This window comes from Couchioplanes caeruleus (assembly GCF_003751945.1).
In the GTDB taxonomy this organism is placed as follows: Bacteria; Actinomycetota; Actinomycetes; order Mycobacteriales; family Micromonosporaceae; genus Actinoplanes; species Actinoplanes caeruleus.
This window is the reverse complement of the sequence record NZ_RJKL01000001.1, coordinates 240,226-258,628: the sequence shown is the minus strand read 5'-3', so window position 1 is coordinate 258,628 and position 18,403 is coordinate 240,226. Positions and strand designations below refer to the sequence as shown.

Here is an 18,403-nt window from a genome sequence, read left to right as displayed (position 1 = left end):
TCGATCGCGTCCTGGATGGTTGTGGCTGTCAACCCTGTGGATCGTCGAGGTCCGCTGACTTGAGGCGTGCGGTGAGTTGTTCAAGCGCGAGCAGTTCGGCGCGGAGAGCGCGGCGACCATCCTGGGTGAGTTTGAGCCAGGTTCGGGGCCGGTTACCTTCGTAGCCCTTGTTGACGGTGACCAAGCCGGCATCGGCAAGGACCTGCACATGACGGTTGAGATTGCCGTCGGTGAGCTGCAATTCGTTCCGCAGGGTGGAGAAGGCGCATTCGGGAATCTCGGCAAGCATGACGAGCATCCCTAGTCGCACTCGCTGATGGATGACGTCGTCGAGCCCGACTGCAGGGTGTGGAGGTGCGTCGCTCACGTCAGATGTCCGCGGGATCGCGCAGCGCGGTAAAGGCCGCTCAGCGCGAGAGGCAGCGCCATCATCATCAGGGCAGGCGCGGGGCGATCCATGCCGAGCAGCGTCAGTTGTCCGCCCAGTGCGGGCCCAGAACCGCCGCCGAGGATCCATGTCTGCCAGCCGAGCAGGCCGCCGACCTGGCCGGTGGCGCAGAACTGCCAGGCCAGAGTTGCCATCCAAGCCCCGGATACCGTGATGGCGATGCTGCGCTCGACGAGCCCGAGGACGATCGCGGCGATGGCGATGCTGAGTAGGGGAGTGAGCAGCCCCTGCCACCACGAGAACGAGGCGGCCCACGCCCGTGCCGGTTCTCCGGTGGGAGCGGCGAAGAGCGCCAGAAGGCAGAAAATGCCGACTGTTCCGGCAGCGATAGGCACGCGCCAGGGCACCCGGATGCCGTGGTGGTGCTCGCGGTAGCGGTACCACTGTGCGACGAGGACGAAGGCGAGCGGCGCAGCCACGAGCCAGAAGGCGTAGGACGCGAGGCTCGCGCGTTGCGTCTCCGGCAGGCCGGCCCAGTACGGAAACTGGACGAGGCCTCCGCCTCCCGCATCGCCGCCGGAGTTGATGACCGAGGAGAAGGGGTGCTGGTAGAGGACGATGCTTGACAGCGGTAGTGCGGCCAGCGCGAGAGCAGGCAGCCAGGCGCCGCCATCGGCCAGCCGTCGGCTCCGGGCCTTGAGCTTGTTCATGCAAGGGCAAACTCCGCGGCAAACAACCCAAGCTGCCCGAGTCCGCCCAACGCTCCATCCGCTCCCGCTACGCCGAAGGCGGCCTCTCTCTGGCCGACGTCGCCGAGGAATACAGCGTCGGCCGCTCCACCATCCACCGAGTCATCCAGGCGACCCAGTAACCGACAGCCGCGAAGCAGCAGGGTCCTCAAATCAGCCACATGCCTTCTGACCAGCCTTACCGCTTGTTTTCACAAGGTCGTCAGTCGAGGGCCAGGACCTGCGGCGCGAGGTCGCGCAACAGGTCCCCGAACGGCTCGGTCACGAACCCCACTCTCACATGTCCGTAGGAGGCTCATCCATGACCCGCCGGACCTCCATCGGGTACTCGGTCACCGCGACCACCTGCGAGGCGATCTCGACCGCCCGTTCGTAGCTGCCCTCTATGACCCAGTATCCGGCGAGACTCTCCTTGGTCTCCGCGAACGGGCCGTCGGTCGGCACGGGCGCGCCGTCGACGAACCGGACGGTCGTGGCCTGCGTCGGGTCGGTCAGGTGCCGGCTCTCGATCACTTCGCCGGCCTGGCGTAGTTCGCGGTCCATCCGCATCATCGTGGTCTGCATCTCGGTGATCCACTCCGGGCTGCGGTCGGCGCGCGACGCCCCCATCCCGCTGAACATCATGACCATGTACTTCATCGGTTGCTCCTTCTCGTCGCGCGCCCGGTCGCTGGGCGTCGGCTCTCGGTCGGAGCCGGCACCCTGGTTCTCGACATCCCGGCCAAGATTTTCCTTCGGGCTGCCACGACCGGCAGGGTGCCTGTCTAGAGGCGTCCCGGAAGCGAGGGAGCACGATCTCGTCGACGCCGGTCAGCCGGCGCTGGCGCTTCTTCACGATCTGCGGTTCGAACGTTCCGGCCCTGTCTCGCGGTACCTCGATCTCGACGTGACCGGTGGCATCGGTCAGTACCGTCTTCGACCGGCTGCCGTTGCGCACGTTGCCCGACCCGGCACCGACCGGATCGCGTTTGGCGTAGCCGAGGTGTTCGGTCATCTCCTCGTTCAACGCGGTCTCCAGGACCGTCTTGGTGAACTGTTTGAGCAGCCCGCCCGGGCCGGTCAACGACAGGCCCTGCTCCTTGGCCAGGGGCACCAACTCCGCTGCGGCAGCAGCCTCCGCGGACGGCTCCGGCTTCTTCTTCCGAGGGGTCACATCATCCAATGTCGTGGTCATCACGGCACCTTCCTCGCCGGGCTACGCCCGGCGGGTCAGGCCGGAAACACCGAAAGATCCACAGTCCCGCCGACGGCGATGACGTCGTCGCGGGTGACTTCGCGTAGGTGATCGAAGCGGGTGGACCAGTCGAGCAGCACGGGCTGGATCTCGTTGAGGTAGCCCCAGACGGTTTCCAGGCGGCGGGGCCGCGACCGCGGGCCGCCGTGGTGCAGGGTGCGTAGCCACTGTTCGACGTCGACGCGGATGCCGAGCGTGACACCCGTGAGCCTGCGCGCCAGCCAGGTGTCGAACTGAGAGGGCCGGTCGTCGTGGAGCAGTCCGAGGAGGCTGAGGATCTCGGCGGTGCGTCCGACACTGAGTCCGTGCGTGTAGCGCGGGAAACATCTCGCTGTAGTGGACGTTGTCGCCGCCGGTGTGGCCGGAGAGCCGCATGACCAGGGCACGGTCGACATCGCTTGCGGCCCAGTGGCTCCAGCCGTGCGATTCGGTCCACCGCTTGGCCGACACGTTGCCGTCGAGGACAGGCCCGAGTTCTGGGATCTGACCAGGACCACCGTCAGCTCGAGGCGACGGACTTCCAGAGGTCGGGGTTGCGGTAGTGGTTGCAGGCGCCGGTCTGCAGGACGGCACGGAGCTGGGGCAGGTGCTCGGTGTCCGGGGGCAGGGAGAGCTGGTCGAGTACGGTGCGGGCCTCTACAGGATCCAGGTCGCCGTAGAAGTCGTGGTAGCTGGTCAGGAGGCCACGGAAGACGGATCGATGCAGAGCCGGGACGGTCGCGGTGGCCCGGTAGATGTCGTGTTTCCTGAGCCAGGAGACCGGGCCGGAATGCTCCAGGACGCGGGTGGCGCGGCGGTGCAGGGCACCGGTAGCTACTTCGACCTGAAGAAGTAGGCGGCGGTTTCGGCCGGCTGGTTGGGGCTGCTGGTTGTGGTGGCGCGGTGGTGCCGGGTCGTTGTCGTTATTCGGCGAGGGCGCTGATCTTGGTGAGGTTGTGGGTGAAGACCCCGTGTCCGCACCAGATCCGGGCGCCGGTGAGGCCGTCGAGCATGGTGCGGTCCCAGCCGGATCGGCGTTTGAGGTGGGTGATGCGGCCTTCGCATCCGGTGCGCCATTTGACCAGTTCGCGGAAAGGCCGGCGGTGTTCGGTTTCGCGGCGGGCCGGTCCGGGTGCTCCCTTGCGGGGGATGGCGACGGTGCGGACGCCGAGTTCGTGCAGAGCGGTGTCGATGCGGGCTTCGCCGTAGCCGCGGTCGGCGGTCACCGCGCGCGGCCTGGCGCAGCCGGAGTCGGGAGTTGATCTGCCGGGCTCGGCGGCCGGCGGCTCTGGTGCGATCCCGCCACGGGGTCCGTGCTGCCGCACCGGCGGTCTTGATCCGGGCGATCTGGCGGTTCATGACACCGATCGCCTTCGCCAGCAGGCCGGAGTCGGTCGGGCGTTGCACGTTGGCCGTGACCACGGTGGTGTCGGCGCGGACCCGTCCCACCCGCAGCAGTTTCGCCTCGGCCGCCTTGGCCAGCAGTGCCTCGTTGAGCTGCTCGATCACCTCGCTGCCGCACCGGGTGGTGATCTTCATCAGGGTGGTCGGATGCGGCACCCGCCCCTCGAGTCCGATCCGGCAGAACAACCGCCACCCGATCGAGTCGGCCACCTCGGCGCACAACGACTCGTAGCCCAGCCGGTAGCGGACCTTCAAAAACATCAGCCTCAGATAGGTCTCGACCGGGATCGACGGCCGCCCGAACGTCAGGTCGACGTAGGCCCGGAACGGGGCGAAGAACCGCTCATCGTCCAGCAAGGCATCCACCCGCGCGAGCTGCGCCGGTAACCGCAGCACCTCGGGCGGCAGGACCGACTCCCACAAGGTTGGCTGGTCATTGCGTGTGCGCAGCATCCGGGCCTCAACCCCTTACACGGCAACGCCTCCAGCCAACTTTCCCAGTTCACGTCCGACGAACGTGGTAGCCACGCCGATCGATTCGCCCGCCGCAGGATCCACCAGTTGATCTTAGTTTTTCAGGGCGAAGTAGCTAGGACTCTGTCATCAGGTAGAGCAGGTCGCGGAGGGTGCGGCGCTGAGGTTCGGTGAGCGCGACGAGCGGCTCGCTCGCGAACCGGAGGTGGCCGCGCATGGTGCTGTGGACCGACCACGGCCGAGCGGGTCCAGCGCAGGCACCAGGGTGTCACCGGGATGCATGAATGTGGCCAGCTCGGGCCGGTCGGCATCCCTGGCCGACGGCTTCTCCGCGAAGAAACTCCCGACAGCCCAGGTGCCGGCGACGTCGATGGATACTGGATCGTGGCCCTGTGGACCCGGCTGGTTGATTACGCGGAGCGCATCGACGGTGAGGTGTGCCGTCGTGAGGCGGCTCCGGCCGGCGTGCCGTTGATCTTGTCTTGGTCCGGAACAGTGACCGTGCCGGGAACCGGCGGGTTCACCAGGGGATTCGTGGCCGGCCCGACCGACCGGTGGACCGATACGGTCTGCCGCGGCGACGCGGCCGGCGTGCAGGTCGACTTGACGTGGACGGCGGCCCGCGCTGTGCTCGGCCTGCCGCTGATTGAACTGCGGCACACGACGGTTGCGGTCGAGGACATGTGGGGGGCCTCCGGACGTCGGCTGGTCGAGCAGCTCGCCGAGGAATTGACGCCAGCCGGGCGGCGCCGGTTGGTTGAGGTGTTCCTACGGCGGCGCGCCGAAACGTCGGTGCCTGCCCTGGTGACCAGCGCCGCGGCCATCCTCGACCAGCAAGCCGGCCGGATCAGCGTGGCCGACCTCGCCGCCGAACTCGGCTGCGGGCGCCAGTACCTGCACCGGCAGGTGAGCCGGCACCTGGGGCTGGCGCCGCATACGCTGGCGCGGTTGGTCCGGTTCCGGTCAGCGCTGACGGCCCTGCGCACCAGCCAGCACTCGACGGGCTGGGCCGGCCTCGCCGCCGACTACGGCTACTACGACCAGTCGCATCTGTACCGTGAGTTCCGCGAGCTGGCCGGAGTGACACCGGGCCAGGCTCGAGCAACGTGGCGCCTGGCGCCAGTGAAGGCGACATCTGTACATGACGAGGCGTTCGGCGACGCCGTAGCGTCGTCGCCATGAACACTCTCACGCCATATCTGTGCTGCGCCGACGCGGCCGCGGCGATCACCTTCTACCAGGTCGCGTTCGGCGCGGTCGAGGTCGAACGGTGGACCGCGGATGATGGCCGGATCGGCCACGCTCAGCTCGACATGCAGGGCAACCCGGTCTACCTCGCCGACGAGCATCCGGAGATCGGCGTCGTGTCGCCGACCACCCTGGGCCGCACGCCCGTCTCGTTTGTGCTGGAGGTGGCTGACGCTGACGCGGCGGTGGAACAGGCGGTCGCAGCGGGCGCCACCCTTGAGCGCTCGGTGACCGACAGCCCCGATGGCCGGCGCGCCGGCTGGATTGTCGATCCATACGGGCATCGCTGGAACCTGAGTGCGCAGAGCGCGCAGGCAGCGGCCTTGCCTGATCGGGTGGGAGAGTACAAGGTTACCCAGGGCCGCTGAGTCGATCGGCCAGCACCCGCCGCCATGTCTCGCGCGGAGCCCGGCCCTCGACTGACGACCTTGTGAAAACAAGCGGTAAGGCTGGTCAGAGGGGCATGTGGCTGATGGTCAGCCGTGTAGCCGGGCTGTAGTGCACATGCGGATACGCATAGTGCCGAGATGCTGGGTTTTCCATGTGGCAGTCCCGGTGTCGCCGGGGTGCACGGTCTGGCCGATGTCTTTCCAGGTGATGGTGCTGAACGGCTGATGAGGTAACTGCATGCTGGTCCCTATGCTCCTACGGCTGGCCCGCTGTGGGGCGTCGGGATGCTGAGGCCGGTCCTTCGGCGTGCTGGATGCTCGGTCGTCAGACGGTGGCGAGGCGTCCGCCGTCGATGACGATGGTGGTGCCGTGCAGAAAGCTGGCCTGCGGTCCGGCAAGGTAGACGGCCGCGCCGGCCACCTCTTCGGGGGTGCCGGGTCGGCCGGCCGGGAAGGTGCTGGTGAAGTCGTCCAGCGTTGTGCCCATGGGGGCGGTGCCGGGAGTGCGGGTGGGGCCGGGGGCAATGGCATTGACGTTCACGCCGGCCGAACCGAACTCGGCGGCCCAGGACTTGGTCAGATGTTCCAGGGCTGCCTTGCTGGCCCCGTACAGCGGCCAGGTGGCGCCGCCGAGGTGCGCGGCGATGGAGCTGATGTTGATGACGCGGCCGCGGCCGCGCTGGGCCATGGCGGGGGCGATTGCTGCGGTGAGCAGGAACGGTACTCGGACGTTTAGGTGCATGGTGGCGTCGAAGGTGAACTCGTCGGTATCCAGCGTGGACATGAACGGGTAGCTTCCGGCGTTGTTGACCAGGATGTCGACCGGTCCGTGCGGGCGTGCGGCGTCGAGCAGGTGCGTTACACCTTGGGCAGTGGCGAGGTCGGCGATCAGCGCGGTGGCGCGGCCGCCGGCGTCGGTGATCGTGTCGACGACCTGCTGGGCCCGGTCGGCGTCGCGGCCGGCGACCAGTACGTGCGCACCCTCGCGTCCGTATGCCTCGGCGATGGCCCGGCCGATGCCGGAGGTGCTGCCGGTGATGAGTGCCGAAGATCCGGTGAGCTGCATGGAGACCCCTATAGTCGTAGAACTGGACTGGTCGGTCCAACAGTAGAGTGGACTGGACCGTCCAGTCCAGAAGGGTTTGCGTGACGCATGTCGCAGGAGCCGAAGACCGTGCGCGGGCGACGAACCCGCGAGCGCATCGTGGCCAGTGCCGTGACACTGATGGCCGACCATGGAGTCGAGGCGACCAGCCTCGATCAGGTGCTGGTCGCGGCCGGCGCCAGCAAAAGCCAGCTCTACCACTACTTCCAGGACAAGCAGGAGCTGGTACGTGCGGTCATCGCCTGGCAGGCAGAGACCGTCCTGCGCGTGAGCGCGCAGGAGCTGGCCGCGGTCGACAGCTGGCCGGCCCTGCAGGCATGGTTCGACGCCCTGGTGCAGGCGCAGCGGCACAGCCAGTGCCGGCTCGGATGCCCGATCGGCTCGCTCGCTGCCGAACTCGCCGACATCAGCGAGCCGGCCCGCCAAGACCTGGCAGGCGCCTTCGACGCTTGGACGCGACAACTCGGCGCGATGTTCGATCGGCTACGCGCTGGGGGGCTGCTGCCCGGCGACGTCGACGTCATGACTCTGGCCACCGCCACCCTTGCCACCATCCAGGGCGGGATCCTGCTGGCGAAGACGACACGAGACCCGGAGCGGCTGCGAGCGGCCCTGACCGCCACCACCGGCTATCTGCAGGCCCTGGCTCCCGGGGCCTGACAGTCGTCACGGCCGAAGAAGGTTTCGACGGGGGTACCGGTCCGGCTGCCACCGGGTGCGGGCTGGGGTAGCGGCAGCGATGTCAGACGGACACCGTCACCTGCCCACCGTCCGGGGGCCCGCCACTATCCGTCGGACACCAGCGACGCCGAATGGCAGGTCCTCGCCCCGCACGTCCCGACCGGCCGCGGCCGCCCGATCGTCTACCCGCGCCGCGACATCGTCGACGCGATCCGCTACCTCGACCGCACCGGCTACCAATGGGACGCCCTGCCCGCCGACCTCCCCCACCCCAAACTCGTCTACCACTACTTCAAGGCGTGGGCCGCCGACGGCACCCTGACCCGGATGCACAACAGCCTGCGCGAGCAGGTCCGTGAACACCTCGAAGGTCGTAACCGGCAGCCATCGGCGGCTTTGATCGACTCCCAGTCGGTACGCGGCGCGGAGACCGTCGCCCGCACGAGCCGCGGCTACGACGCGGGCAAGAAAGTGAACGGCCGTAAACGGCACGTCGCGGTCGACACCTGCGGACTGCTCCTCGCGGTCCTGGTCACCGCCGCCCACACCCCAGACCGCGACGGCGCGAAGCCCCTGCTCTGGGTGCTGCACGCCTGCTCCCCGAGCGTCCGGCACGTATGGGCCGACTCGGACTACGCCGGCAAAGTCGTCGACTGGGCCACCGCCAGTCAGGCTCAACGCCAATCTCTGCGCCGCTGGTCCTCAACCCCAAGTTCGTCCGGCTGGGTGCGTAGACCGGACGCAGAGCGGCAACACTGGGCGTTGGAGCCGTTCGTGGTGGTGGGCCGTTGCGAGGCACTTCAGGACTTCTCTCAAGATCTACAACGTCCGACCTAGTTCACGGAGGGAACCGTCGTCGCGTTGACGATCTCCCGGAGCGCGGCGACATGCCCTTTGTACGCCTTCAACCCCCGGCGTGTCATCGACAGCCACACCCGCCGAGTGTCCGAGCCGAGACGCTCCTGCTTCACGTAACCCGCGTCGACGAGGGCGGCGACCTGTTTGCTCAGTGCCGACGGGCTCAGATTCAGATGTTCCTTGATGACCGACAGCTCCAGAGTGCTGCCGGCGACGAGCATCGCGCAGATACGCAGCCGGTGCGTCGGGTGGATGATCGGGTCGAGGTCCGCGGTCACCGGGGCGCCCCTGTCGACCGTCGGTGCGCTACGCCGCCTGCCAGGTAGAAGGCGGCCGCCGCGATGGCCAGGACGACGATCGGCCATGGCTGCGCGGTGAGGTCGGCGGCGATGAACGCGGTGAGCACGCACGCGCCTGCGGCGCCGGCCGAGGCGAGGAAGGCGCGGCTGGTGGGCAGGGTGAACGGCGCACCCATCCGGTACCCGGCCAGCATGTTGACCGCGATGAGCGCAGCGCTGGTGGCGAGGAGGAACACGAAGCCGTCGTCGCCCAGCGCGAAGGTCAGCGTCATGGCGCCCAGCAGGAGGGCGTTGACCGGGTAGATCCACGTGGGCCACGGCGCGTCCCGCACGGCACGCTGGGCTGTGTCTATGTGCGCCAGCGCCTCGCGGGCCTCGACGGAGTTCGGGACGTGCGGGTTGTTTTCCATAGCGGAAACTATCTCAGATGTTTTCCGCTATGGCAACTTTCAGCCACTCGGAAACCATGTGGACCCGCCGGCGGCGGAGTCGATGCCGAGGGTCCAGTCCGGGTCGCCGGCATCGGCGTCCATTCCCGGAACAGATGAGGCTGCAACGGCGCCCACATCTCATCAGAGGTCCATCGACGAACCCTCACGTCCCATCAACGAACCACTGATCCGAGACGCTCCCTAGCCGGCCGGCCGGTCGAACTGGAGTGGGGTTAGCCTCACCCTGGTTCGGCCGGCTGCCCGTATCGCTCTTGGAGTCGTTACTGACGAGGCTTGGGCGGTCCCTGTCGCACCGTCCGAGGAGCGTCCTTCGTGTACCGTCGTCATCCCCTGCCGCCGACCGATCTTTCCGGCGCCCGGCGCCCGTCGCGGGCCGCCCGAACATTGACGGCGTTGGCCGCGGTAGGTGGCCTCGCCTTGGCCGGCGTTGCGCCGGCTGCGCCCGCACATGCCGGCAAGCCCTTCGGCGCCGTCGAAGCCGACCTCAACCGTCTGGTCGCCGAGCAGGGGTTCCCTGCCGCGCTGGTCAACGTCCGCGGGCGCGATGGCGAGACCCGCGATCTCACCGCGGGTGTGGCCGAGCTCGGCAAGCGCAGGAAGCCGCCGGTCGACGGTCGGGTGCGGATCGGCAGCAACACCAAGACCTTCGTGGCCGTGGTCGTCCTGCAACTGGTCGACGAAGGCAAGATCAAGCTCGACGATTCCGTGGAGACGTACCTGCCGGGGCTGCTGCGCGGCGACGGCATCGATGGTCGACAGATCACCGTACGGCAGATGCTGCAGCACACCAGTGGCCTGCCCGACTACAGCCACCACATCCGCGACTACCGCAGCACCTACTTCGAGCCACGGGACCTGCTAGACGTGGCCTTGGCGCACAAGGCGGGGCCGACGCAGTGGAGGTACAGCAACACCAACTACGTCGTCGCCGGACTGCTGGTGCAGAAGGTCACCGGCCGGCCGATCGCCGAAGAGATCACCCGGCGGATCATCAAGCCGTTGAAGTTGCGAGACACCTACTTCCCCGCGCAGGGCGACAAGACGATCCAGGGCCGGCATCCGCACGGCTACCAGGCCGACGAAGCGGGGACGCCGCGCGATGTCACCGAGATGGACCCGTCCGTGGCCTGGACCGCCGGTCAGATGATCGCAAGCCCGAGTGACCTCAACCGCTTCTTCGCCGCCCTGCTCTCCGGCAAACTGCTAGCGCCGGCCCAGATGGAACAGATGCGCACCACCGTTCCCGCCATCCAGCCGGGACTGCCCGCCGGCAGCCGCTACGGGCTGGGGCTGCTCAGCAAGCCACTGCCCTGCGGCGGAATCTACTGGGGCCACGGCGGCGACATCGACGGCTACGAAACCCGCGGCGGCGTGACCGACGACGGTCGCGGCGTCAGCCTCGTCGTCACCGTCAGCCCTTCGGGCCCGAACGCCCTTGGCGCCGTCGCGGCGGTCGAAGAAGCTGTGGCCACGACCCTGTGCCGGTAACGCGCCGCGGCACCTCGGCACAGCCGCGGACAAGGGGCGACCCCGATCCAACCACCGGCTGGCCGCTCCTGGAGGCTGAACCGCCAGAAATTTCGATCTTTGATTGCGAAGCCGCCGACCAGGACGTGGTTCGCGTAGCCGCCTCATTGAGGCACACATTGAAAGGGTTGTTGTGTCCCACACCATCTCTGCGCCGCCTCTGGACGACGCCGCCTCCGGCGGTCCTAGGCGGCCGCTGAGCCCTGCACGGGCCCGGCGAGACGTCTGGCTGTTCCTCGGCATCGTCATGACCGCCACCGCGGTGATCAGTACGGCGGTACTACGAGGTGGCTCGGTCGCGTTGGTGCTCCTGCTGATGTGGACGCCGGGCCTGGCATCGGTGGTGCTGCGGCTCGCCGGGCGTCAGGGATTCGCCGACGTGTCCTTCCGGTTTTACCTGCGCCGCTCCTGGCCCTGGTATCTCACGGTGTGGCTGATGCCGGTGGCGGTCGGCGGCCTCGCCTACAGCGCCGCGTGGATGACCGGCATGGTGGACATGGCCGCCGGCGTCGGCGGCGCAGCCGTCGCACGAACCGTTCTGGGTGCGCTCACCGTGGGCGTACCGCTTGCCGCCCTGACGGCGCTGGGTGAAGAGCTGGGCTGGCGCGGCTTCCTGGTACCACGACTGGCGCAGGCAGGCGCTCCCCGGCCGGCGCTGATGACGGCCGTCGCCTGGTGGCTGTTCCACGTCCCGCTGATCCTCGGCGGAGTGTACGCCTCCGGCTCACGGCCGTGGCTGCACGCCCTCATCTTCGGGATCGTCATCCTGTCGCTCAGCGGCCTCGCCGGCTGGTCGCGGCTGGCCACCGGCAGCGTATGGCCCGCGGTGCTGCTGCACTCGTCGTGGAACGCGGTCATCCAGTCCGCGTTCGACGCCTCCACGGCGGGCGCCGGCCCGCGAGCGGCGGGCAACCTGTGGGTCGGCGAATCCGGACTCTTCGTCGCCGCCGCGGCGCTGCTCGTCACCGGCATCGCCGCCCTGATCCTGCGACGATCGACACCGGCAGGTCCCTCGTCATGAGCAGATGAATGCACCGCCCTTTCCCGGCGGTGCATTCATGCATCCGCGCCCGTCTCGCGCCGCACGCGGCCGAGGCCGCTGTGCGGATCGCGTCGCTGCGCGCCGGTGATCGCTCGGCCCGCTGGAACGCGGTGGGCTGAGCCCTGTGGTCAGGCCGCAAGCTGCATGCGTAACCACTCCTGAACGGCTGGCCGCCGAGATCTGGGTCAGCACGTCGATGCAGTAGGTGTCCTCGTCCACCATCCGCTGCAACCCGCGAACCTGACCCTCGACCCGCTTCAACCGGGCCAGCAGAACCTGCTTCTCCGCGGAGTACCCGTGCGGACCCACCGCCAGATCCTCGTCCATGCCGACAATGATCCCAGTAGGGGTATGTACAGGCAGTGCCGAGGATTACAGCGGCGGCCGGGTGGAACACTCCTTCTCGGGTTCGCGCTGGGCTTCGTGCCGTTGACCCTCACCGCCGTGCACGGCGTGCGCCCGCAGGACTCCGGTATCGCCTCGGCCCTGCTCAACGCTGCCCAGCAGATCGGGGTCGCCATCGGCCTGGCCATCGTGTCGACCGTGTCGGTCACCGCGACCGCGGCCCGACTCCCCGACGCCCTCGGCGCGCTGCACCACGGCCGGACCGCCGGCGACAGCACACTGATAGCTGCGGCCAGCGACGCCCTCGTGCACGGCTACAGCACCGCGCTGGTGGTCGGGGCGCTCGTCCTAGCCGCCGCCGCGGTGATCACCGCGCTGCTGGTCAACGCGCCGCGCCAGCACACCGCGGACCAGGCAGCGGCCGGGAACGAGGCTCCCTGAGCCGCCGCGGCGCTTCGCTGGGCTAGGGCGCCTGCACCTCTACCGGGGCAGGTGAGGCCTCCCCGGGGCGGGCGGCGCGTCGGGCGTAGGCCCGGGCGGCCCGGGCGCGGTCACCGCAGCGCACGGAACACCAGTGCCGCCGCCGGTGAGTGCGCAGCAGATACCGGCGGCAGGGAGGCGACCCACACGCCGTAAGCAGCTGGGCGTCGTCGCCGGTAAGCAACTCGGCGGCGTCGGCGGCCAGCACGGCGAGAGCGTGCTCGACAATCTGCGTGGTGGGATGCGCCGCCTGCCGGTGCAGCCCGTGTGCGCTGTCCCAGCGCAGCACAGCCGCGGTCGACACGCGGGTCATCGCCTCGTTGATCGCCTCTATCGCCGAGCCCGGTGCAGGGCGCCCGGCGACCACAGCGGCGATCAATGAGCGGATGTGCTCGCGCAGGCGGCGCAACTGCGCCGCGCACTGCTCTCGCATGCCGGCCTCGGCTGGCGCCAGGTCCCGCTCGGTCAGCCATCGGTTCGCGGCTTGGGGAGTATCGAGGAGATCGAGCACGTGGCCCCCGGCCACGGTGACCACACTGTTGGCGAAGTCCAGCGCGACGTAACGGTCCGCGCCCGGAGCGGGTGACACGTCGCGACCACTGCCCCGTGGCTTAGCAGATTCCCTCACACATCTCACGGTACCCGTGGCAGATTACCGTGAGAAGCAGCTACCGTGGTCTCACGGCAAAAAGCCGAAAAGACCATGAGAGGTGCCCATGACCGAGCACGCCCAGGTTCCCGTCCGCGTCTTCGGCGGTCCCACCGCCCTCATCGAGTACGCCGGGCTGCGCCTGCTCACCGACCCCACCTTCGACGCCCCGGGCGACTACGAACTCGGACCAGGGCTCGTGCTGACCAAGACGGCGCCGTCCGCGACGAGCCCGGCAGAGCTGGGCCGAGTCGACGCCGTCCTGCTATCGCACGACCAGCACCCCGACAACCTCGACACCTCCGGCCGCGCCCTGCTCAGCGACGTACCGATGGTCCTGACCACGGCCAGTGGCGCCCAGCGCCTCGGCGGCACCGCCCGCGGCCTCGCACCCTGGGACAGCATTGAGCTGGCCAGCCCCGACGGCGGCACTGTCACCGTCACCGCCACACCCGCGCAGCACGGCCCCAAGGGCTGCGAGCCGATCACCGGTGACGTCATCGGGTTCATCCTGTCGGCCGACGGCCAGCCCACCGTGTACATCAGCGGCGACAACGCCTCTGTCGACGTCGTCAAGGAGATCGCCACCCGTGTCGGGCGCGTCGACACCGCGGTGATCTTCGCCGGCGCTGCCCGGACTCCGTTCTTCGACGGTGCGCTCGTCACCGTCGACGGCTCCCTCGCCGCCGAAGCCGCGCAGATCCTCGGCGCCCGCCACGTCGTACCAGCCCACACCGACAGCTGGGCACACTTCACCGAGACCCGCGAGCAGTTCCAGGCCGCCTTCGACGCCGCCGGAATCAGCGACCGCCTCCAGCTCGGCTGACCACCCCGTCTGCCGCGGGCCCACCGGACCCGGTTCACCCAGCGCGGCCCTCGCCCCGCAACGCCAGCCGCTTGGTCATGTTCAGCTTCACCTCGCCGTACGGGGCGACGTGCGTCCAGAACAGCGGGGTCAGACCGCGCCGATCCTCCGCGGTGAGCGCGTCGGCCCAGGCCGGTTCGGCGAGGACGTCCTGCACGAGCAGGGTGTTGACGTAGGCGACGGCGGCCTGCAGCACGTGCAGGCAGGCCACGGACAGTTCCTGCTCGTCGCGGCGGTTGGTGGCGATGTCGCCGCCCTTGCCGTAGAAGAGCACCTGGTTGCCGCCGTTCCAGCCCTCGGCCACGTTCAGCCCGTCGTGGATCTCACGTTGCAGGTCTCGGTCGCGCAGATACCGGGCCACGAAGATCGTCTTGACGGCCCGGCCGACCTCCAGCATCGCCTGATACGTGGAGTGGGAGGCGGCGCGGGTGAAACGGCGCAGGATCGCCTCGGTCGACGCGGTCCCCGTCCGGATCGCCGTCGCGTACTTGATCATCTGGTCGTACTGCTCGGCGATGAGGTCCCAGCGGATCGCGCGGCCCATCATCGCCGGCGCCAACTGCGGCCAGGCACCCGCTTCGCCCGGGCCGGATCGGTAGAACTTGACGTGGCCACGGCACTACCCGTCGGACACCAGCGACGCCGAATGGCAGGTCCTCGCCCCGCACATCCCCGCCGGCACCGGCCGCGGCCGTCCGATCATCTACCCGCGCCGCGACATCGTCGACGCCATCCGCTACCTCGACCGCACCGGGTGCCAAGGGGACGCCCTACCCGCCGACTTCCCGCACCACAAACTCGTCTACCACTACTTCCAACGCTGGACCGCCGACGGCACCCTGACCCGGATGCACAACCACACGCGAACAGGTCCGCCAGCACGTCGAAGGCCGTAACGCGCAACCCACCGCCGCGCTGGTCGACTCCCAGCCAGGCAGACCACCTTCATCGTCCTGCACCGCAGATGGGCAGTCGAGCGGACCTTCTCCTGGATCAACCGCTGCCGACGCACCGTCCGCGACTACGAACGCCTACCGCAGCACCACGCAGCGATGGTCCAATGGGCAATGATCATCATCATGACCCGACGCCTCGCCCGCCACCGACACACCTGAACCCCTTATTTACCAGGGTCTTAGGGCCAGATTCCGTCCCGATGTTCCTCGACGGACTTACCGGGAGGCCCTGAAGCCACGGGAACGACCGGGCGGGCCGGGCGCCACGACGGCGCCCGGCTTGTCACGCGATCACCGTCAGAGGCGGCGGCACATCACGTTGTCGATCAGTTTCCAGGCGGCGTCGTGCGTGGGCGTGTCGGCGCTCGTCGAGATCGAGATCACGACGGTGGTGCGGCCGTCGGCGCTCACGCCGTTCTTGGTGCTGAATCCCGGCACGTCGCCGTCGTGGAACCAGTACCCGCCGCCGCAGGACAGCGGCGTCCACTGGATGCCGAGACCGTACCGCGTGCCGGGCTGGTCCTCCTCGAACGTGGTGGCGGGCACCGTACGCCGCATCTCGTCCTGCTCGGCGCGCCGCAGCAGCGTCCCACGACCGATGGCGCTCCAGAACCGGCTCAGGTCGTCGGCGTTGGTGACCAGCGCCCCGGCGGCGTCGGACCAGTTGACCGCGGCGTCGGCGGTCTCCACGCGGGTCTGCGCGTCGAGGAACAGGTAGGCGCTGGCGTGCGGGTCCGGCAGGTCGGCCGAGTCGCCGGGTGCGATGGTGTGGCGCAGGCCCAGCGGCCGCACGATGCGGTTGTGCACCTCCACGTTCCAGGGCCGACCGGAGACCCGCTCGATGATCATGCCGAGCAGCACGTAGTTCGTGTTCGAGTAGCTGAACCCCTGCCCGGGCGCGAACTTCGGAGCGTGCGCCATGGCGATACCGACTAGCTGGTCCGGCGCGAACGACTCGAACCGCAGCTTCTGGTACTCCGCCACCGAGGTGATCCGCTGCGACAGGTCCTCCGCGTAGTTGTGCAGGCCGCTGGTGTGCTGCAGCAACTGCCGCACGGTGATCGCCTGGCCGTCGTTGCCGTTGCCGGTGACCACGCCGGGCAGCCACCGCTCGACCGGATCGTCGAGCGACATGCGGCGCTCCCGCACGAGTTGCAGCACGACCACCGCGACGAACGTCTTGGTGTTGCTGCCCATCCGGAAGTACCCGTCCGGATCGACAGCGCCGCCGGCGTCGAAGTCGGCCACGCCGCTGGTGCCGCTCAGCCGGCGCTGGCCAGACCGGACCTCGGCGAACACCCCGGACACCCCGGTGTCGCGGATCGCGTCCAGGTCCCGCTGCAACTGCGCCTGCCCGTACCCGTGCGGGGCGTCGCCGCCCCACGCGACGTGCCCGACGGAAACCGTCACGACGACCATGACCGCCGCGGCCGCGGCTTTGAACCACCGCCTGCTGACCCATCGTGCATCGAACACCGTCATCTCCCCTTTCGGACCGGCGCCACTCTGCCGAGGGCACAGCATTGGTGCCCCCTTGGTGGTCAGATCTCAGGTTTCCGTGGCCGGGCCGCGCCGTCATTGGGGTGTGCGCCCCGTTGAGGGTGGGGTTTTCCCCACCCTCAACTTGTCGTTTAACCAGCTCGGCGGGGTTTGGTGCCCTTCTGGTGGTGGGTTGGCCGCTGATGCGCCTGGCCGGTGACCAGCATGAGCCCCACGTCGTAGCGGGTGGCGGTGTGCCGGTTAAGTGCCCGTCTCTGAACCTCAAACCAGTAGCGAGCCGTGCGACGACGCTCGGACGGGTGCCGGAGCCGTCAGGGCGGAAGCTGGACGAACGGGTATCAGCGTCCGGATCCGAGGAGCGGTATCCGGCTGGCGCCGTGTCTTGGCAAGAACGACACCAAGGCACTGGAGGATCTCTACGCTGGATGACGTGCTGGTGGCCAGGAAGATGGATCGCACCTGGCACAGCCGGTATGAGCTCACCATCGACGACCAGCCAATCGGCGTCTGGAGGGGTCGCTTCTACAGGCTCGGCGGTGACCTTGAGCTTCAGGGCCATTGCTATCAGGTCCGCAGCCCTAGCTGGTTCTCTGACTGGTGCTTCATGCTCGACGCGCACGGCACAAGACTCGCTACGGCAAGCAGGGGGAAAGGCAGACGGCAAATCATCGAGGCGCAGGGGCAGACCTACCACCTGTCGCCGAACTTGCTGGGTACCGCGCACCAGGTGCACGTCGGCTCTGTGTGGGTGGGATGGGTGGAGCGAGCCAGCTTCTGGCGTCGAGACCTGGGCGCCGCGGAGCTGCCGGGTCTGCCCCTCACGGTGCAGGCTTTCATCCTCGCCGTGGTCATCGACTCATGGACCAAGGGCGTAGGCGGAGGCGGGGAGGCCGGAGGCGGGGAGTGACTGAGTGCCCGTCCTTGAACTTCAAGATCGCCCTTGGGTTGGTCGTACGCTCGCGGCATGATCGGTGGCGCGCGTCGTGCTCGGGGTTGGTCGTCGCTGGTGCCGCAGCCGGCCGGGGGCCGGCCGGGGGCCGGTGGAGCCGGCAACGCGGCGGTGTCCCGGTCTGTGGTGGGGGTTGCCGGGGAAGGCGCGCGCGTCCATGGTGTTCTGTTCGACGGCGTGCCGATCGCGGCATTGGCGTACGTCCGGCGGAGCCGGACGCGGATCGCTGCGGCGCGGCAGGATCAGCGGGTGGGGTGTCTGCAGTGCGGCGCTGAGTGGGTGGTCGGTCTTGACCGGCCGGTGTCTTCGGTGTTCTGTTCGCCGCGGTGTCGGACTCGGGCGTGGCGGGCGCGGTCCCTCGGGCAGGGTCGGGCGGATGGGTGACCGCGTGTGAGGGACTGTGACCTAGCTGATCTGCGGTTCAACCTGGACGAGTATCGACCGTAGTTGCTGACGGCGGCCCACGCCGCGCTGCGGCCCTCGGGTGGTGAAGTGATGCCAGCCATGATCGGTAACGTGACGCAGGCCCGTTACGAGCAGATCGTGACCGAGTGGCGCGAGTTGATGCGTGAGCACACTCGGATCCAGTTCCGGATGGGTGAATGGGCGCTGGATCTCTTTACCGACCGCCGGAGCCGGTGAACCGAATCTGACCTGCGGCGATACATAAATTACATGTCCACGACGGCGCGGTGGGGGCAGCCGCTGTAGTCCGTCTGGGTGGTCGTCAGGATGAGGGCGGCCGGCAGATGGGACGGATGGCCCCGCACCTGAAATTCGTCGGCTACGCGACGTGACGGTGGGCGGGTCCGCCAACATCCGGATCTGCC

At 68.7% G+C, this 18,403-nt stretch carries 24 protein-coding genes and 3 pseudogenes; 14 read left to right on the top strand and 13 right to left on the bottom strand.

Features of this window, described 5'->3' with window-relative positions; all coding sequences use genetic code 11:
- Positions 1–28 precede the first annotated feature (28 nt).
- Entirely contained in the window at positions 29–298 is a 270-nt protein-coding gene (locus tag EDD30_RS40195; protein ID WP_244945547.1) for a transcriptional regulator, read from the bottom strand.
- Positions 299–363: 65 nt separating this feature from the next.
- The gene (locus EDD30_RS40190) at positions 364–1,098 is read right to left on the bottom strand and encodes a hypothetical protein (protein ID WP_071806900.1); all 735 of its coding nucleotides are present in this window, start codon (positions 1,096–1,098) and stop codon (positions 364–366) included.
- Between the two features lie 32 nt (positions 1,099–1,130).
- On the opposite strand from EDD30_RS40190, the gene EDD30_RS41880 reads away from it, so the two are divergent.
- A complete protein-coding gene (locus tag EDD30_RS41880) occupies positions 1,131–1,259 on the top strand; it encodes a helix-turn-helix domain-containing protein (protein WP_123678741.1) in 129 nt (42 codons plus the stop codon).
- Between the two features lie 154 nt (positions 1,260–1,413).
- On the opposite strand, the gene EDD30_RS01295 is transcribed toward EDD30_RS41880, so the two are convergent.
- The 3 genes and pseudogenes from EDD30_RS01295 to EDD30_RS01285 form a co-directional block, all read right to left on the bottom strand.
- Positions 1,414–1,776 (bottom strand): YciI family protein, encoded by a 363-nt coding sequence (locus EDD30_RS01295; protein WP_071806899.1) that lies wholly within the window; start codon positions 1,774–1,776, stop codon positions 1,414–1,416.
- 148 nt (positions 1,777–1,924) lie between these two features.
- A pseudogene (locus tag EDD30_RS01290) lies at positions 1,925–2,311 on the bottom strand (transposase); the annotation flags it as partial.
- A 35-nt stretch (positions 2,312–2,346) separates the two neighbouring features.
- The gene (locus EDD30_RS01285; protein WP_071806898.1) at positions 2,347–2,766 is read right to left on the bottom strand and encodes a hypothetical protein; all 420 of its coding nucleotides are present in this window, start codon (positions 2,764–2,766) and stop codon (positions 2,347–2,349) included.
- A gap of 146 nt (positions 2,767–2,912) precedes the next feature.
- On the opposite strand from EDD30_RS01285, the gene EDD30_RS01280 reads away from it, so the two are divergent.
- Positions 2,913–3,206 carry a hypothetical protein gene (locus EDD30_RS01280; protein ID WP_071806897.1) on the top strand — a complete coding sequence of 98 codons (294 nt, stop codon included), beginning with the start codon at positions 2,913–2,915 and terminating at the stop codon, positions 3,204–3,206.
- A gap of 67 nt (positions 3,207–3,273) precedes the next feature.
- On the opposite strand, the pseudogene EDD30_RS01275 reads toward EDD30_RS01280, so the two are convergent.
- Positions 3,274–4,207: pseudogene (locus EDD30_RS01275) on the bottom strand (transposase).
- A gap of 516 nt (positions 4,208–4,723) precedes the next feature.
- Between EDD30_RS01275 and EDD30_RS01265 the strand changes: the two are divergent.
- Together EDD30_RS01265 and EDD30_RS01260 are read left to right on the top strand one after the other, a co-directional pair.
- Positions 4,724–5,410 carry a helix-turn-helix domain-containing protein gene (locus tag EDD30_RS01265; protein ID WP_170047416.1) on the top strand — a complete coding sequence of 229 codons (687 nt, stop codon included), beginning with the start codon at positions 4,724–4,726 and terminating at the stop codon, positions 5,408–5,410.
- A complete protein-coding gene (locus EDD30_RS01260; RefSeq protein ID WP_071806895.1) occupies positions 5,407–5,844 on the top strand; it encodes a VOC family protein in 438 nt (145 codons plus the stop codon). Before EDD30_RS01265 ends, EDD30_RS01260 begins: the two co-directional genes overlap by 4 nt.
- Positions 5,845–6,190: 346 nt before the next feature.
- Here EDD30_RS01260 and EDD30_RS01255 read toward each other — a convergent pair whose 3' ends face one another.
- Complete coding sequence (locus tag EDD30_RS01255) at positions 6,191–6,931, bottom strand: SDR family NAD(P)-dependent oxidoreductase (protein WP_071806894.1); 741 nt, start codon at positions 6,929–6,931, stop codon at positions 6,191–6,193.
- Between the two features lie 87 nt (positions 6,932–7,018).
- On the opposite strand from EDD30_RS01255, the gene EDD30_RS01250 reads away from it, so the two are divergent.
- Positions 7,019–7,630, top strand: a complete 612-nt coding sequence (locus EDD30_RS01250) for a TetR/AcrR family transcriptional regulator (protein ID WP_071806893.1) — start codon at positions 7,019–7,021, stop codon at positions 7,628–7,630.
- Between the two features lie 45 nt (positions 7,631–7,675).
- Positions 7,676–8,488, top strand: a complete 813-nt coding sequence (locus EDD30_RS01245; RefSeq protein WP_123678005.1) for an IS5 family transposase — start codon at positions 7,676–7,678, stop codon at positions 8,486–8,488.
- Here the strand turns inward: EDD30_RS01245 and EDD30_RS01240 are convergent.
- A complete protein-coding gene (locus EDD30_RS01240) occupies positions 8,485–8,787 on the bottom strand; it encodes a transcriptional regulator (protein ID WP_071806890.1) in 303 nt (100 codons plus the stop codon). The two genes, EDD30_RS01245 and EDD30_RS01240, sit on opposite strands and share 4 nt — an antisense overlap.
- Positions 8,784–9,218, bottom strand: a complete 435-nt coding sequence (locus EDD30_RS01235; RefSeq protein WP_071806889.1) for a hypothetical protein — start codon at positions 9,216–9,218, stop codon at positions 8,784–8,786. The genes EDD30_RS01240 and EDD30_RS01235 overlap by 4 nt, the downstream gene beginning before the upstream one ends.
- Positions 9,219–9,572: 354 nt before the next feature.
- On the opposite strand from EDD30_RS01235, the gene EDD30_RS01230 reads away from it, so the two are divergent.
- Entirely contained in the window at positions 9,573–10,748 is a 1,176-nt protein-coding gene (locus tag EDD30_RS01230) for a serine hydrolase domain-containing protein (RefSeq protein WP_071806888.1), read from the top strand.
- Positions 10,749–10,920: 172 nt separating this feature from the next.
- Positions 10,921–11,808 carry a CPBP family intramembrane glutamic endopeptidase gene (locus tag EDD30_RS01225; protein ID WP_071806887.1) on the top strand — a complete coding sequence of 296 codons (888 nt, stop codon included), beginning with the start codon at positions 10,921–10,923 and terminating at the stop codon, positions 11,806–11,808.
- On the opposite strand, the gene EDD30_RS41330 is transcribed toward EDD30_RS01225, so the two are convergent.
- Positions 11,803–12,156 carry a metal-sensitive transcriptional regulator gene (locus tag EDD30_RS41330; protein WP_084556595.1) on the bottom strand — a complete coding sequence of 118 codons (354 nt, stop codon included), beginning with the start codon at positions 12,154–12,156 and terminating at the stop codon, positions 11,803–11,805. The two genes, EDD30_RS01225 and EDD30_RS41330, sit on opposite strands and share 6 nt — an antisense overlap.
- 96 nt (positions 12,157–12,252) lie before the next feature.
- On the opposite strand from EDD30_RS41330, the gene EDD30_RS01215 reads away from it, so the two are divergent.
- The gene (locus EDD30_RS01215) at positions 12,253–12,615 is read left to right on the top strand and encodes a hypothetical protein (protein ID WP_071806886.1); all 363 of its coding nucleotides are present in this window, start codon (positions 12,253–12,255) and stop codon (positions 12,613–12,615) included.
- A gap of 22 nt (positions 12,616–12,637) precedes the next feature.
- Here EDD30_RS01215 and EDD30_RS01210 read toward each other — a convergent pair whose 3' ends face one another.
- On the bottom strand, positions 12,638–13,243 hold the full coding sequence (locus EDD30_RS01210; protein ID WP_211277866.1) for an ABATE domain-containing protein: 606 nt from the start codon (positions 13,241–13,243) through the stop codon (positions 12,638–12,640).
- 127 nt (positions 13,244–13,370) lie between these two features.
- Between EDD30_RS01210 and EDD30_RS01205 the strand changes: the two genes are divergently transcribed.
- Positions 13,371–14,129: an MBL fold metallo-hydrolase gene (locus EDD30_RS01205; RefSeq protein ID WP_071806884.1), complete on the top strand. Its 759-nt coding sequence runs from the start codon at positions 13,371–13,373 to the stop codon at positions 14,127–14,129.
- Between the two features lie 34 nt (positions 14,130–14,163).
- On the opposite strand, the gene EDD30_RS01200 is transcribed toward EDD30_RS01205, so the two are convergent.
- Entirely contained in the window at positions 14,164–14,727 is a 564-nt protein-coding gene (locus EDD30_RS01200; protein WP_244945060.1) for a transposase, read from the bottom strand.
- Positions 14,728–14,770: 43 nt separating this feature from the next.
- Here EDD30_RS01200 and EDD30_RS39690 point away from each other — a divergent pair, with 43 nt between their 5' ends.
- Both EDD30_RS39690 and EDD30_RS41875 read left to right on the top strand, forming a co-directional pair.
- Positions 14,771–15,064 (top strand): transposase, encoded by a 294-nt coding sequence (locus EDD30_RS39690; protein WP_211353735.1) that lies wholly within the window; start codon positions 14,771–14,773, stop codon positions 15,062–15,064.
- Between the two features lie 27 nt (positions 15,065–15,091).
- Positions 15,092–15,283 (top strand): annotated as a pseudogene (locus tag EDD30_RS41875) (transposase); the annotation flags it as partial.
- A 138-nt stretch (positions 15,284–15,421) separates the two neighbouring features.
- Here EDD30_RS41875 and EDD30_RS01190 read toward each other — a convergent pair.
- Positions 15,422–16,600, bottom strand: a complete 1,179-nt coding sequence (locus tag EDD30_RS01190; protein ID WP_170047167.1) for a serine hydrolase domain-containing protein — start codon at positions 16,598–16,600, stop codon at positions 15,422–15,424.
- Positions 16,601–17,054: 454 nt separating this feature from the next.
- On the opposite strand from EDD30_RS01190, the gene EDD30_RS01185 reads away from it, so the two are divergent.
- Positions 17,055–17,531 carry a hypothetical protein gene (locus tag EDD30_RS01185; protein ID WP_071803740.1) on the top strand — a complete coding sequence of 159 codons (477 nt, stop codon included), beginning with the start codon at positions 17,055–17,057 and terminating at the stop codon, positions 17,529–17,531.
- A gap of 489 nt (positions 17,532–18,020) precedes the next feature.
- Entirely contained in the window at positions 18,021–18,215 is a 195-nt protein-coding gene (locus tag EDD30_RS01180) for a hypothetical protein (protein WP_071803739.1), read from the top strand.
- Positions 18,216–18,403 lie beyond the last annotated feature (188 nt).

What these genes read in the sequence shown, in the direction of transcription:
- EDD30_RS40195 (WP_244945547.1), bottom strand. Translation starts at nt 298, where the DNA reads ATGCTCGTCATGCTTGCCGAGATTCCCGAATGCGCCTTCTCCACCCTG.
- EDD30_RS40190 (WP_071806900.1), bottom strand. Translation starts at nt 1,098, where the DNA reads ATGAACAAGCTCAAGGCCCGGAGCCGACGGCTGGCCGATGGCGGCGCC.
- EDD30_RS01295 (WP_071806899.1), bottom strand. Translation starts at nt 1,776, where the DNA reads ATGAAGTACATGGTCATGATGTTCAGCGGGATGGGGGCGTCGCGCGCC.
- EDD30_RS01285 (WP_071806898.1), bottom strand. Translation starts at nt 2,766, where the DNA reads ATGTCGACCGTGCCCTGGTCATGCGGCTCTCCGGCCACACCGGCGGCG.
- EDD30_RS01260 (WP_071806895.1), top strand. Translation starts at nt 5,407, where the DNA reads ATGAACACTCTCACGCCATATCTGTGCTGCGCCGACGCGGCCGCGGCG.
- EDD30_RS01255 (WP_071806894.1), bottom strand. Translation starts at nt 6,931, where the DNA reads ATGCAGCTCACCGGATCTTCGGCACTCATCACCGGCAGCACCTCCGGC.
- EDD30_RS01250 (WP_071806893.1), top strand. Translation starts at nt 7,019, where the DNA reads ATGTCGCAGGAGCCGAAGACCGTGCGCGGGCGACGAACCCGCGAGCGC.
- EDD30_RS01235 (WP_071806889.1), bottom strand. Translation starts at nt 9,218, where the DNA reads ATGGAAAACAACCCGCACGTCCCGAACTCCGTCGAGGCCCGCGAGGCG.
- EDD30_RS41330 (WP_084556595.1), bottom strand. Translation starts at nt 12,156, where the DNA reads ATGGACGAGGATCTGGCGGTGGGTCCGCACGGGTACTCCGCGGAGAAG.
- EDD30_RS01205 (WP_071806884.1), top strand. Translation starts at nt 13,371, where the DNA reads ATGACCGAGCACGCCCAGGTTCCCGTCCGCGTCTTCGGCGGTCCCACC.